The organism is Pseudomonas sp. Ant30-3 (genome assembly GCF_000690905.1).
Lineage (GTDB): Bacteria > Pseudomonadota > Gammaproteobacteria > Pseudomonadales > Pseudomonadaceae > Aquipseudomonas.
In genome coordinates this window covers 1-12945 of the sequence record NZ_JMCL01000026.1, presented here as the reverse complement: position 1 = coordinate 12945, position 12945 = coordinate 1, and the positions used below count along the sequence as shown (strand labels likewise).

12 protein-coding genes are annotated in these 12945 nt (G+C 58.7%); 2 read left to right on the top strand and 10 right to left on the bottom strand.

Annotation, left to right across the window (positions count from 1 at the left end; genetic code table 11):
- Positions 1 to 9: 9 nt before the first annotated feature.
- From DU29_RS0106860 to argH, 4 genes are all read right to left on the bottom strand, one after another.
- Complete coding sequence (locus DU29_RS0106860) at positions 10 to 834, bottom strand: ABC transporter substrate-binding protein (RefSeq protein ID WP_028621072.1); 825 nt, start codon at positions 832 to 834, stop codon at positions 10 to 12.
- Positions 835 to 885: 51 nt separating this feature from the next.
- Positions 886 to 1650, bottom strand: a complete 765-nt coding sequence (locus DU29_RS0106855) for an amino acid ABC transporter ATP-binding protein (RefSeq protein WP_028621071.1) — start codon at positions 1648 to 1650, stop codon at positions 886 to 888.
- A 10-nt stretch (positions 1651 to 1660) separates the two neighbouring features.
- Positions 1661 to 2539 carry an amino acid ABC transporter permease gene (locus DU29_RS0106850; protein WP_028621070.1) on the bottom strand — a complete coding sequence of 293 codons (879 nt, stop codon included), beginning with the start codon at positions 2537 to 2539 and terminating at the stop codon, positions 1661 to 1663.
- Between the two features lie 148 nt (positions 2540 to 2687).
- Positions 2688 to 4115, bottom strand: a complete 1428-nt coding sequence (argH, locus tag DU29_RS0106845) for an argininosuccinate lyase (RefSeq protein WP_028621069.1) — start codon at positions 4113 to 4115, stop codon at positions 2688 to 2690.
- A 295-nt stretch (positions 4116 to 4410) separates the two neighbouring features.
- Between argH and DU29_RS0106840 the strand changes: the two genes are divergently transcribed.
- Positions 4411 to 5376, top strand: coding sequence for a LysR family transcriptional regulator (locus DU29_RS0106840; protein WP_028621068.1), 966 nt, complete (start codon positions 4411 to 4413; stop codon positions 5374 to 5376).
- 244 nt (positions 5377 to 5620) lie between these two features.
- Positions 5621 to 6511, top strand: coding sequence for a site-specific integrase (locus DU29_RS0106835; RefSeq protein WP_028621067.1), 891 nt, complete (start codon positions 5621 to 5623; stop codon positions 6509 to 6511).
- A 237-nt stretch (positions 6512 to 6748) separates the two neighbouring features.
- Here DU29_RS0106835 and DU29_RS0106830 read toward each other — a convergent pair whose 3' ends face one another.
- The 6 genes from DU29_RS0106830 to DU29_RS0106805 all read right to left on the bottom strand — a co-directional run bounded on the left by DU29_RS0106830 (position 6749) and on the right by DU29_RS0106805 (position 12782).
- Positions 6749 to 7294, bottom strand: coding sequence for a PqiC family protein (locus tag DU29_RS0106830; RefSeq protein WP_028621066.1), 546 nt, complete (start codon positions 7292 to 7294; stop codon positions 6749 to 6751).
- 16 nt (positions 7295 to 7310) lie between these two features.
- A complete protein-coding gene (locus tag DU29_RS0106825; RefSeq protein WP_028621065.1) occupies positions 7311 to 8966 on the bottom strand; it encodes a PqiB family protein in 1656 nt (551 codons plus the stop codon).
- A complete protein-coding gene (locus DU29_RS0106820; RefSeq protein ID WP_028621064.1) occupies positions 8947 to 9609 on the bottom strand; it encodes a paraquat-inducible protein A in 663 nt (220 codons plus the stop codon). Before DU29_RS0106820 ends, DU29_RS0106825 begins: the two co-directional genes overlap by 20 nt.
- Positions 9606 to 10202 carry a paraquat-inducible protein A gene (locus tag DU29_RS0106815; RefSeq protein ID WP_028621063.1) on the bottom strand — a complete coding sequence of 199 codons (597 nt, stop codon included), beginning with the start codon at positions 10200 to 10202 and terminating at the stop codon, positions 9606 to 9608. Before DU29_RS0106815 ends, DU29_RS0106820 begins: the two co-directional genes overlap by 4 nt.
- Positions 10203 to 10404: 202 nt before the next feature.
- Entirely contained in the window at positions 10405 to 11697 is a 1293-nt protein-coding gene (locus DU29_RS0106810; RefSeq protein ID WP_028621062.1) for an NAD(P)/FAD-dependent oxidoreductase, read from the bottom strand.
- Positions 11694 to 12782 carry a polyamine ABC transporter substrate-binding protein gene (locus DU29_RS0106805; protein WP_028621061.1) on the bottom strand — a complete coding sequence of 363 codons (1089 nt, stop codon included), beginning with the start codon at positions 12780 to 12782 and terminating at the stop codon, positions 11694 to 11696. The genes DU29_RS0106810 and DU29_RS0106805 overlap by 4 nt, the downstream gene beginning before the upstream one ends.
- Between the last annotated feature and the right edge of the window lie 163 nt (positions 12783 to 12945).

Genomic DNA, 12945 nt, shown 5'->3' with positions numbered 1-12945 from the left:
GCGGCCTGATTATTTGCCGGCGTTGATCGTCACGGTCTCGATTGCACCCTGTTGCAGATCCCACTTCTTCAGAATGGCCAGGTAAGTGCCGTCATCAACCATGCTCTGCAGCGCCACTTTCACCGCTTCACTCAGCTCGGGTTTCTTCTTGCTGACGCCCAACCCGGTGAACTGCTTGGAAATCGGCATGCCTACGGTCTTGTACATGTCCTTTTCCTGCGTCTTCAGGTACGACAGCGTTTCGCTACCCTGCATCGCGGCATCAATACGGCTCTGACGCAGCTGCGCGCGGGCATCGGCCGAGCCTTCGGTACCGACCACGTTGATCGCAGGTTTGCCCGAAGCTTCGCAGTTTGCTTTGCTCCACTCGGCGATTTCCGACGGGAAAGTGGTGCGACGGCTGGTGCCGACTTTCTTCCCGCACAGGTCGATGATCTCGTTGAAATCCTTGTTTTTCTGCAGTGTGTAAAACTGCGGGCCGCTGGTGAAATAGTCCACAAACGTTACGCTGGCCTGGCGCTCAGCCGTGTCAGTCATGCCCGACAGAACCATGTCGACGCGATCGGTGGTCAGGGCGTTGATCATCTGTTCGAAACCGGTCTCCTGCCATTTGATCTTCACACCCAGACGCTCGGCCAGGGCATTGCCCAAGTCATAGTCAAGACCGGTGAGAGTATTGGTGGCCGGGTCCTTGAAATCCATGGGTGGGTAATTGGGCATGATCGCGACGACGACCTCGCCTTTTTCCTTGATGCTGGCCGGTAAATCGGCGGCGTAGGTGAAGCTGGAAGCCATCAGGCCTGCAAGTACTGCCGGGATTACGAAATTCTTCATGGTCGTTCTCTTATGTGAGTTATGAGGTCGGCTCGGGTTGTCGAGTCGGGCCTAGGTTCGAACGGCAGAAATGAAGCTTTGGGTGCGCGGGTTTTGCGGACTCAGCAGTATTTCTTCGGGGCTTCCTGCCTCCACTATCTGCCCGCCGTCCATGAACACCATGCGGTTGGATACCTCGCGAGCGAAGCCCAGTTCATGGGTGACGACGATCATGGTCATGCCCGATTGCGCCAGATCGCGCATGACCGACAGCACTTCACCGACCAGTTCCGGGTCGAGTGCCGAGGTGGGCTCATCGAACAACATCAGCTTGGGGCGCATGGCCAGCGCCCGGGCAATTGCCACACGTTGCTGCTGCCCGCCTGACAACTCGATCGGGTAACTGTTGCGCTTGTCCGCCAGGCCGACTCGGGCGAGCAGTTCCACGGCTTCTTCAAGTGCTTCTTTTGGCGCGCGCTTAAGCACCTGGCACGGGCCTTCGGTGATGTTCTGCAATACGGTCATGTGCGGGAACAGATTGAAGCGCTGAAAAACCATGCCGGTGGCCAGACGCTGCCGGGCGATTTGCGATTCGTTGAGTTCGTGAAGCTTGTTGCCGGCGATGCGGTAACCCACCAGTTCGCCGTCGACCCAGAGGCCGCCCTTGTCTATCTTTTCCAGCTGATTCACGCAGCGCAGCAAGGTGCTTTTACCGGAGCCGGAGGGGCCGATGATGCACAGTACTTCGCCTTGCTCGACTTCAATATTGACGTCCTTGAGCGCGTGGAACTGGTCGTAATATTTGTTCAGGCTCACGGCCTTGACGATGCTTCTCATGATCAAATCCTCAAGAACGTTTGCCGGCGCCGCGAGCGAAGCGACGCTCGAGACGACTCTGACCAAAGGACAGCACGGTGACGGTGGCCAGGTACCAGATGCCGGCGACGATCAGCAGCTCCATCACGCGGGCGTTGGCGTAGTAGATATTCTGGGCGTTGTAGAGCAGCTCCGAGTACTGGATCACGCTCGCCAGCGAGGTCATTTTGACCATGCCAATGAATTCGTTGCCGACCGGCGGAATGATGACTCGCATGGCCTGCGGCAGGATGATCCGGCGCAGCGCTTGCAGGCGCGGCATGCCAATCGACTTGGCCGCTTCGTATTGTCCGGTATCAACGGACAGCAGGCCGGCGCGCACCACTTCAGCGGTGTAGGCGCCTTGGTTGATGCTCAAACCGAGCAGGGCGGCCACGAACGGTGTCATCAGGCTGACCGTGTCCATCTCGAACACGCCGGGGATGCCGATAGTGGGAAAGATCAGCGCCAGGTTGAACCACAGCAGCAGCTGCAGAATCAGCGGCGTACCGCGAAACAGCCAGGTGTAGGTGATCGCCACATAGCGCAGGATCGGGTTGGCCGACATGCGCATGATCGCTGTGATCACGCCGAAGACGATGCCGAGCGCCATCGCCAGCACCGCCATGACGATGGTATTGAGCAGGCCCCACATGATCGCCTGGGAGGTGAGGAACTGCCCGATGTAAGACCATTCGATCTTGCCTTCGGCGAACGCTCTTACGAGGCCGACTATCGCAATGACGATGACCGTGGCGAAAAAAATCCGCCCGTAATAGCGCCTGGGCACGTGGTCGTACTGGGTAATATCAAACTGGTTTTCCGCCAGTTTACGCTCCGCCTGGAGTCGTTCTGCCTGAGTCTGGCTCATTGTTGTGCTCCGTAAACTGTTCTTTCAAATCAACCAAAATCTCTATGGGAGCGGGCGTGCTCGCGATGGGGGCGGATCAGCAACATGAGTGTTGAATGTGATACCGCAATCGCGAGCAAGCCCGCTCCCACAAGTTTTGTGTTCTCCCTTAAAGCCGGAATCCCTGATAGTCCTCGGTCCACGCTTGCTGTGTCGCGAGCGCAGTTTTCAACCGGCCGATCTGCTCGCGGACCCGCTCCGGCGCGGTGCCGCCCCAACCACTACGAGCAGCGATGGCGGCTTCCAGCGTCAGGCTGTCGCGCACGTCAGCGGTCAGGCGCGGATCGATCTCGGCCAACAAGGCCGGCGATGCTTCCCACAATTCGAGGTCATGTTTCTCACAGGCCTGGACCAATGCACCGGTGATTTCGTGAGCTTCCTTGAACGGCACGCCGCGCACCGCCAGCCAGTCAGCGACTTCGGTGGCCAGGGTAAAACCGAGCGGTGCCTGACGGCGCAGTTCTTCGACGTTCACCTTCATGGTCGCGACCATCCCGGCCATCGCCGGCAACACCAGCAAAAGCGTGTCAACGCTGTCGAGTACGCCGTGCTTGTCTTCGCTCAGGTCGCGGTTATACGACAGCGGCAGGGATTTCAACGTCGACAGCAGCCCGGTCAGGTTGCCAATCAAGCGACCAGCCTTGCCACGCGCCAGCTCGGCGATATCAGGGTTTTTCTTTTGCGGCATGATCGAGCTGCCCGTCGCGTAGGCATCGTCCAGCGCGACCCAGCGAAATTGCCGTGATGACCACAAGCAGAACTCTTCCGCGAGGCGGGAAATGTTGATGCCCAGCATGCTGGCGATAAACAGGAACTCGGCCACGTGATCGCGGCTGGCGACCGCATCGATCGAGTTTTCGCACACGCCGCTGTACCCCATCTCTTTTGCCGACTGCTGCGGTAACCGAGCAATGGCAGAACCGGCCATAGCCGCCGCGCCAAGGGGCGACAACGAGCTGCGCACATCCCAATCGATCAGGCGTTGTACGTCGCGCAGCATCGATTGCGCGTGAGCCAGCAGATGATGAGCGAAGACGATCGGTTGTGCCTGCTGCAAGTGGGTGAAACCTGGGCAGATGCTCTCAATGTGTTGTTCTGCCTGACCCACCAGCGCCTGTTGCAAGGCCAGCACTTCCACCGTCAGCGTGCGTACGTGATCACGCAAAAACAGGCGCAGGTCGTTGGCGGTCTGGTCGTTGCGCGAACGCCCGGCGCGCAGTTTGCCGCCCAACGGGCCAAGGCGCTCGGTCAGCAGGCGTTCGATGAACGTGTGAACGTCTTCGTCGTCCAGCGTCGGAGCAATGGTGCCGGCCCGGAAGTCGTCGCCAATGCGCGCCAGTGCGTCGAGCATGGTCAGGGTTTCCTGCTCGCTCAACAGCCCGGCACGTTGCAGTTCACGGGCATGCGCTCTGGAGCCGGCGAGGTCGTAAGGCGTCAGGCGGAAATAACGTTCGGGGCAACGCGACAGGTTTGCCAGGGCGGCGGACGGGCCGCTCTTGAAGCGGGCACCCCAGAGACGGTCGGTAGTTTGGGACATTGTTATTTTTCCTCGTCGGTAGAACGAACTGAAACCAGAATGCAAGGGCGCTGACACGAGCCAAACAGTTTCGGCGGCGTGGCGCTCAAGCAGTTTTCGAAGGGGCAGTTGCGACAGAGCGAGCGATGATCGGAATGTCAGCTTTTAGTAGTTCGGAATCAGCGAGTTGGCACTCAAGTACGGAGATTATTAGCGGTTGCCAAGCCTGGTTTTCTGTGTTCATTATTATTTACCAGCACTGTTTTTGTTGTTGGACACAGAGTGTTGAATAGGGCGCCAGAGGTAAATAAGCATTATGGAAACCCCACTTTCCAATTCCGGAAACCCGCCGCCGAAAACGTCGCATCGAGCACCTCTGGCCTTGAGCGGTCTGGATTTCAAGTTGCTCAAAGTGTTCAAGGCAGTGGTCGAGGCGGGCGGCTTCAGCGCTGCGCAAAACGAGCTGAACGTGGGACTGGCAGCCATCAGCAAACAGATATCCGACCTCGAAATTCGTATCGGCATGCGTTTGTGTACGCGGGGAAGGGAAGGCTTTCATCTGACCGAGGAAGGCAGTCTGGTGTACCAGGCTTCCATCGATCTTTTTGCTTCGGTCGACAACTTTCGCGACCGGCTTAGTTCTGCACAGAACGAACTTGTTGGCGACCTTGGCGTCGGGGTAATCGACAATACTATTTCTGACTCGAACTCTCCGTTAGTTGCTGCGTTGAGAACGTTGAATGACCAGGCGCCGAAAGTAAGGTTTCAACTTCATGCGTCGCAACTCGATGAAGTTGAGCGTGGCGTGGTTGAGGGCCGTTTAGTTGCAGGCATAGTCCCGGTGTATCAACGTCGGGAAGAGTTCGATTACTACGCTTTATATGAGGAACGCTCGGAAGTCTATTGCGCCTTCGGCCACCCTTTGTTTGGCGTTTCAGACGCAGAACTGAGCAGCGATGTGCTCAAGGAATACGAGTGCATCAATCACCGCTACGCGATCCATCGCGACAAGCTGAACTTCGCCCGGTACGACGGCTATTCCGCCTCGGCAACGCAGGTTGAAGCGGTTGCCTTGTTGATCCTGACCGGACGTTTCGTGGGTTTTCTACCCCGGCATTACGCGGCCAGTCTGGTCAGCCAAGGGCAGATGCGAGCAGTGCTTGCGGAGTCGATTCATATCGACACCCCTTTCAATCTGATCCTGCGTCACAACACGGTGCGCAGTCCTTTGGTCAAGGCATTTGCACGGGCCTTGGCCGTTGATTTGAAAGTGCCGGTATAGGCGCAGGAGATTTGACTTTCGCGGCCAGGGTGGGCAGGTTGGTCAGCTATTGAACTGCGTGGTTATACGTCGCGCAGGTCATCGGTACATGAGCGTTAGTTTTTCGTGAAGTCCTACAGCAATTTTCTGTTTAAACGTAGGACGTTTAACCTTATTAGTTTTTCATTGATCTGTTTCCATTCAAGGCTGTTTCGTTTTGATTGACTTACCTGCTGTTGATTCAAATACCGCCAAAACCAACCCAATGTCCGTGTACCTGGCGCGGCTGGCACCGTCCAGCCAGTTGACCATGCGTTACGTGCTGCAGGATGCGGCCGATCGTCTGGGCTTCGAAGACATGAACGTCGATGACATTCCATGGCACCAGCTGCAGCCTGAGGATGTGATTGCTCTGGTCGCGGCATTGCGCGCCGATGGTTACGCGCCGAACACGTCGTCGCTGTACGTCAACGCAGTGCGCGGGGTGATGAATGAGGCGTGGCGAATGAGCCTGATCAGTCAGGATCACTTGCTGAAAATGCGTTCGGTCAAAGCCATTGCCGGCACGCGACTGTCGCAGGGGCGCAACCTGCGCCGCTCGTTGATCCAGGAAATGATGGCGGTATGCGCGGCCGACCCACGGCCGCAGGGGCTGCGCGATGCGGCCATCATCGGGATTCTGTACGGGTCGGGGATGCGCAAATCGGAATCGGTGAACCTCGACCTCGCTCAGGTCGATTTCACCGAACGCAGTCTTCGCGTCACTGGCAAAGGCAATAAAGAGCTGATCAAGTACGCCCCGGCCTGGGCGTTCGCCAAACTTGATGCGTGGCTGGAACTGCGCCGCTCGCAGCTTAAGGAAAGTGAGGCGGATGATCCATTCCTGTTCAATCGCATCCGTCGTGGCAGTCACATCACCCGCGAGCGCATTACCAAACACGCGATCTATTACATTGCCCGGCAGCGCGGCGCGCAGGTTGGGGTGAAGATCATGCCTCACGATTTCCGCCGTTCGTTTATCACCCGGGTGATTGAAGAACATGACCTGTCGATCGCGCAGAAACTCGCGCACCACAGCAACATCCAGACCACCGCCAACTACGATGTACGCGATGACAACGAGCGGCGGCGGGCCGTGGATCGTTTTGATCTTTGAATGGGGTGAGCCGATGCACCGCAGACGACCGCTGCGCGCCCGGACGCAGGCTGCGCCAGCTGCTACAGAATCTGCGGCAGATGCTGGTTTGTAGCAGCTGCCGAAGGCTGCGTCCGCTGAGCCCGGACATGCCCCGACGCAGGCTGCGCCAGCTGCTACAGAATCTGCGGCGAATGCTGGTTTGTAGCAGCTGCCGAAGGCTGCGTCCGGGCGCGCAGCGGTCGTATAACGATAACGCTAAGCGTCCGTCGGGCACCCTGACTGATTCCCGCCCGCTGCGCGATTGATCAATGCAGCAAGCCGTTTGACGTTGGTCTGCTGGGCTACCACCAGTTCATCGACGGAGGGCCCGGACGGTGTCTGCAACGTGCTTCGGCATGTCAACAACTCGCCGTCGCCATTGCGCAGGCGCCATTTGACATCGATCAAGCCATATTGCCCCGGAATCGAGTCAAAACGCTGCACATCCAGGCGCACCGACACCTTGCGCTGAGCGCCACTGCCCAGTTGATCCACCAACGCGCTGCGCAACTCATCCACCAGACTCGCCGCCCACCATTCGGTTTCCAGAATCGCCAGGCTGCTGTTGCCCTGGCGAATGACAATCTGTGGGCGGTCGACCTGGGGCGGTACGCTCAGCCCTTCGATCTGGATCTCCCCGGCGTTGCCCCGAGCAGCCATAGGCTGCGCAGGCGTTAACGTATGGAACTGAATCGGGTCACTGCGGCACGCCGCCAGCAGCAAGCATGCGGTGACCAAGGTGATCTTCAGTGATAAAGCCATGGTGTTGCTCCTGTGATCAATTGCGTGGCGGCGCCTTCAAGTCCAGTGGCGCAGCATTGTCGGGGCGGCCGCGAATCAGCGACTCTGGGTGCCGGCCCAGGTAGTCCGAGAGTTCACGCAAGGAGCGCGACATCCGTCCAAGCTCGTCCATGGTCTGGCCCAGCTGCTCGCGCTGTGGTGAGTCTTCGGCCAGAGTCGACTGGGCCGATTGCAGCGTCTTGCTGACATCCGCCAGGGTTGATTGCACGCTCGGTAAGGTTTTCGCGTTGAATTGCGTCAGCCCTTTGCGCAGCTCGACCAGGTTGCTGTCGAGATTGCTGGCGATGCGTTCTACCGGCAGGTTGTTGATCTTGTTGACCATGCTTTCGAGTTTTTCCTGCAGCTGCTCGAGGCTGCCCGGTATGGTCGGGATAGAGACCGGACGGGCAGTCGCGTCGAACGTGACCTTCGGCGCTTTCGGGTAAAAATCGAGGGCGATGTAAAGCTGCCCGGTCAGCAGGTTGCCGCTGCGCGCCTGAGCTCGCAGACCGTTTTCGATAAAGGTGCCGATCAGGCGAATCCCCGCAGCCTCATCATCAGGATCATGTTTCAGGACCTCGAGCATTTTGACGTGCGCCTGGCCTAGGCGCTGCGGGTAGATGACGATGCCGACATTGACAGGGAAAGTACGTTTTTTCGGATCGAAGTCCAGGTTCACTGACACGACCCGACCGAACTCGATGCCCAGAAACTCCACCGGCGCATCGACTTTCAGCCCGCGCAATGCCTGATCGAAGCGCAGGCTCAGGTACTGAGGTTTGCCGTTGGGCGGGGCGAGGGCGACCTGCTGGTCGTCGAACAGCTCGAAGATTTTGTCTTCCACCGCTGGGGTGTCATTGGGGCTGTATTGCGGCGCACGAAAGGCAATGCCACCCACCAGCAACGACGATAGCGACTCGGTCTTTACTGCGAAGCCATTGGCGCCGACGTCGACATCGACACCGCTGGCGTTCCAGAACCGGGTGTTTTCAGTCACGTACGCGTCGTTGGGGGCGTGAATAAACACGTCGATATTCACCCCTTTGCCGTCAGCATCGAGTGCGTAAGCCACGACCTGACCGACCGGAATCTTGCGGTAATAGACCGGGGAGCCGATGTCCAGCGAGCCAAGGTCCTCGGTGTGCAGGGTGAACCGTTTGCCCGGTTCGCCGTAGGTGATGGGCGGCGGATTTTCCAGGCCTTTGAAGGTTTTCGCCCTAGTCTCCGACTGGCCGATATCGGCGCCGATGTAATCGCCGGACAGCAATGTATCGATGCCAGACACGCCACCGGCACCGATGCGCGGACGCACCACCCAGAACTGCGAGTCCTCGCGGGTGAAGCTTTCTGCCTGCTTGTCCAGTTTGATTGTGGCGTTGACGCTCTTCTGGTCATCGCTCAACTCGACTTCGGAGACGTGGCCAATCACCACGTTACGGTATTTCACTTCGGTCTTGTTGGCGGTCAGGCCACTGCCGGTCTTGAACGTAATAGTGATGGTCGGACCTTCCTGCATCATGCTGTGCACCACCAGCGAAAGGCCGACAAGTACCGCGACAATCGGCACGATCCACACCAGCGACACGCTGAACCGACGCGTCTTGACGGGGGCCTGACCGGGGCTCTGCGACCCATCAGTGACTTGCGACTTCATCCATGACCTCCTCGTTTTGCGGGTTGCCCCGCGAATTGTCGTTATCCCAGATCAGGCGTGGGTCGAAACTCATCGCCGCAAGCATGGTGAACACTACCACCAGGCCGAAAAACAGAATGCCGAGGCGCGGTTCGATATCACCCAGCGCCTGGAACTTCACCAGCGCTGCCACCAACGCCACCACGATGACGTCGAGCATCGACCAGTAGCCGATCAGCTCGACGAAGCGGTAGAGTTTCGAGCGCTCTTTGCGCGCCCACAAGCTGTTGCGCTGCACGGTAACCAGCAGCATCGTCAGCGCGCCGAACTTGATGCCCGGGACCGCGATACTGGCAATGAAAATGATCAGGGCGATGTCCCACGCTCCGTGCTGCCAGAACTCCAGCACGCCGCCCATGATCGTACTGTCGGCACCCGAGCCGAGCATGGTGGTGTTCATCACCGGCAGCACGTTGGCCGGGATGTAGAACACCAGCGCTGCCAGCAGATAAGCCCAGGTGCGCGTCATCGAATTGGCCTTGCGCTGGTGCAGGGGCGCACCGCAGCGTTCGCATTCATGCGGGTCAAGGCTTACGTCACAGGCGAGCCCGCAGCTGTGACACAGGCAGAGGTCAAGGTCACTGGCAATTGGCGGCTGGTTCACAGGATGTCCCACAGTTCACGGATATCGCGACCGGCGATGCGGATCATCATCAGGCTGAGGACCGCAAGAGCGAACAGGCCGATGCCGGGCAGTACATCAAGCATTCCGGCCAGTTTGAACACCGCGACCATAGCGCCGAGCAGGCACACTTCGAGCATGCTCCACGGCCTCAGGGTTTCCAGCCAGCGCATGCAAAATCTGAAACCGGGGGCGCGCTGACCGGCAAGTGCATAGCTCAACACCCAGATCAACAGCATGACCTGGATAATCGGTGCGACGATCATTGCAATCGCGGCCACCATGGCGATGAACGTAATGGGGCCGTGGCTCAGTGCCAGTACCGAATCCCACAGGGTCGCGCTGTTTTTCAGGCCTTTCAGGCTGATGCTCATGACCGGGTAGAAGTTGGCAAACGCCCACAGCACAGCCGCCGTGTAGGCCAGCGCCAGGCGCTGTTCCACGGTCAGGCCGTTATAGCGTTGAAGCACGCCGCCGCAACGGATGCACAGGGTTTTCTGATGTTTGCCGAGTGTAACCTTCTCGTACACGCAGTCGCAGTGCTCGCAGATAATCAATTGGTCAGTCGTAGCCATAGGCCGCTCGCCAGGAGACAGAAAATTCGGAGCACCCCCACAATATAGAAGCGGTTCACGATAGAGCAAATGGAAAGGCTGAAACGAATGCAAGTCTGTCGCAAAAATCCCGTGCCCGAATAAGCCTGCTTGTGACTGAGCATCTTCGTCGGCTGGTATGGCCTCTTCGCGAGCAAGCCCGCTCCCACAGGCAGGAATCGCGTCAGCCCAGCATTTCGCGCAGGCGGTACCAGAACATTCCGAGCGCCAACAATGGCGAGCGTAGCATCGGGCCGCCGGGGAAGGTCATGTGGGGCACGGCGCTGAAGACATCGAAACCTTTGCTGTGCCCGGCATGTATCGCTTCGCCCAACAGTTTCGCGCACCAGTGGGTCACGTTCAGCCCGTGCCCGGAGTAGCCCTGGGCGTAGAACACGTTCGGGTGCTGACTCAAACGGCCAACCTGCGGGAAGCGGTTGGCGGTGATGCCGATCATTCCACCCCACTGATAATCAATGCGCACATTGGCCAGTTGCGGGAAGACCTTGAGCATGTGCGGGCGCATATAGGCGCTGATGTCCGCCGGGTCCCGCCCGGAATAGTGGCAAGCGCCGCCGAACAACAGGCGGCGGTCTGCCGAGAGGCGGTAATAATCCAGGCCGACTTTCTGATCGCACAGGGCCAGATTCTGCGGAATCAATTGCGCCGCAGCTTCGGCCGTCAGCGGCTCGGTGGCAATGATGTAGCTGCCGGCCGGCAGCACCTTGCCGCTGAGTTTCGGTTCGAGTTCTTCCAGATGCGCATTGCACGCCAGCACAATGCTCCCGGCGCGCACCGTGCCACCGGTACAGCGCACCTGAACGGTGCTGCCATGGATCAATTCCAGCACCGGGCTCTGCTCGAAAATCTGCACGCCCAGTGACTGCGCCACGCGCGCCTCACCCAGCACCAGGTTGAGCGGGTGCAAATGCCCCGAACCCATATCCACCAATCCGCCGGCATACACCCCCGAGTTCACCACCTGTTGGCGGATCTGCTCCGGCGCGACGAGGCGGGTCTCATGGGCATAACCCGATTCAATGAGGCTCTGCTGCTCAGCCTTGAACGACTCGAACTGCGCTTTGGTGTTGGCCAGTTCGCAGAAACCCCAGCGCAGGTCGCAGTCAATGTTGTGTTCACGAATGCGCTGGCCTACCAACTCGACCGACTCAGTGCCGGCCCTTTCGAGGTAGCGCACGCCTTCGTCGCCGACATATTTGGCGAAACCGCTGACGTCATGGCCAACGCCGCGAATCAACTGACCACCGTTGCGGCCGCTGGCGCCCCAGCCGATTCGGCGACCCTCCAGCAAAATTACCGAAAGCCCGCGTTGTGCCAGTTCGATCGCCGTGTTGACCCCGGTAAAACCGCCGCCGATTACGCAGACATCGGCAACTTTGTCCTCGGCCAGCGCCGGATAGGGCGTCTGGCTGTTGGCAGTCGCCGCGTAATAGGAATGAGCGTGTTCGTTGTTCATTTGTTGGACTTCACTTTGCTCCAGGAACGGGTCATCAGACGCATGATTGTCTGGGGCGGGGTGCTCGAAATGTACAGTTTGTCGAGAACAGCCTGCGGTGGATACACCTCAGGATTGTTGACCAGCTCGGCGTCCATGAAGGCCTGTGAAGCCGGGTTCGGGTTGGCGTAACCCACCGAAGCGCTGACCTGGGCGATCACTTTCGGATCAAGCAGGTAGTTGATGAACGCGTGGGCTTCTTTCGGGTTGCTTGCGTCGGCCGGAATCGCCAACAAGTCAAACCACAAGTTGCTGCCTTCCTTGGGGATGGTATAGGCGATGTTCACGCCATTCTTGGCTTCCTTGGCGCGATTCGCCGCCTGGAACACGTCGCCCGAATAACCGAACGCCACGCAGATATCGCCGTTGGCCAGGTCCGAAACGTACTTGGAGGAATGGAAGTAGGTGATGTACGGACGAATGCTCAGTAGCTTGGCTTCAGCCTTTTTATAGTCCTCAGGGTTTTCACTGCGCGGGTCCAGGCCCATGTAGTTGAGCACCGCCGGGAATACTTCATCCGCCGAGTCCATCATCGACACGCCGCACTGGCTGAGCTTTTTCAGATTTTCCGGTTCGAAGAACACCGCCCAGGAATCGATACGATCAATGCCGAGCACCTGCTTGACCTTGTCGACGTTATAACCGATGCCGTTGGTGCCCCACAGGTACGGCACCGAATGCGCGTTGCCCGGGTCATTGCGCTCCAGCAACGCGAGCAGTTTCGGGTCGAGGTTTTTGAAGTTGGATAATTGCTCGCGGTCCAGTTTCAGAAAAGCGCCGGCTTTCACCTGACGAGCGAGGAAGTGGTTGGACGGCACCACCACGTCATAACCGGTGCGACCTGCGAGCAGCTTGCCTTCCAGGGTTTCGTTGGAATCGAAGACGTCGTAGATCACCTTGATGCCGGTTTTGCTCTGAAAGTCGGCGAGGGTGGTTTCGCCGATGTAATCAGTCCAGTTGTAGACGCTGACGCTTTGCTCGGCTTGCGCACTGGCGCTGACGAATATGGCCAGGGCGAGCGGAGCCAGGGTTTTCAGTAGACGCATATCGACACCTCTTATAGTTGTAGGATTTCTGGGCCTTGCGGACCTCTGTAGGAGCCGGCTTGCTGGCGATGGCGCAGTGTCAGACATCATCAATGTGGATGACACGCCGCCATCGCCAGCAAGCCGGCTCCTACGAGGGTTGGTGGTCTTAGGTGAGACTGGT

What these genes read in the sequence shown, in the direction of transcription:
- DU29_RS0106860 (WP_028621072.1), bottom strand. Translation starts at nt 834, where the DNA reads ATGAAGAATTTCGTAATCCCGGCAGTACTTGCAGGCCTGATGGCTTCC.
- DU29_RS0106855 (WP_028621071.1), bottom strand. Translation starts at nt 1,650, where the DNA reads ATGAGAAGCATCGTCAAGGCCGTGAGCCTGAACAAATATTACGACCAG.
- DU29_RS0106850 (WP_028621070.1), bottom strand. Translation starts at nt 2,539, where the DNA reads ATGAGCCAGACTCAGGCAGAACGACTCCAGGCGGAGCGTAAACTGGCG.
- argH (WP_028621069.1), bottom strand. Translation starts at nt 4,115, where the DNA reads ATGTCCCAAACTACCGACCGTCTCTGGGGTGCCCGCTTCAAGAGCGGC.
- DU29_RS0106840 (WP_028621068.1), top strand. Translation starts at nt 4,411, where the DNA reads ATGGAAACCCCACTTTCCAATTCCGGAAACCCGCCGCCGAAAACGTCG.
- DU29_RS0106835 (WP_028621067.1), top strand. Translation starts at nt 5,621, where the DNA reads ATGTCCGTGTACCTGGCGCGGCTGGCACCGTCCAGCCAGTTGACCATG.
- DU29_RS0106830 (WP_028621066.1), bottom strand. Translation starts at nt 7,294, where the DNA reads ATGGCTTTATCACTGAAGATCACCTTGGTCACCGCATGCTTGCTGCTG.
- DU29_RS0106825 (WP_028621065.1), bottom strand. Translation starts at nt 8,966, where the DNA reads ATGAAGTCGCAAGTCACTGATGGGTCGCAGAGCCCCGGTCAGGCCCCC.
- DU29_RS0106815 (WP_028621063.1), bottom strand. Translation starts at nt 10,202, where the DNA reads ATGGCTACGACTGACCAATTGATTATCTGCGAGCACTGCGACTGCGTG.
- DU29_RS0106810 (WP_028621062.1), bottom strand. Translation starts at nt 11,697, where the DNA reads ATGAACAACGAACACGCTCATTCCTATTACGCGGCGACTGCCAACAGC.
- DU29_RS0106805 (WP_028621061.1), bottom strand. Translation starts at nt 12,782, where the DNA reads ATGCGTCTACTGAAAACCCTGGCTCCGCTCGCCCTGGCCATATTCGTC.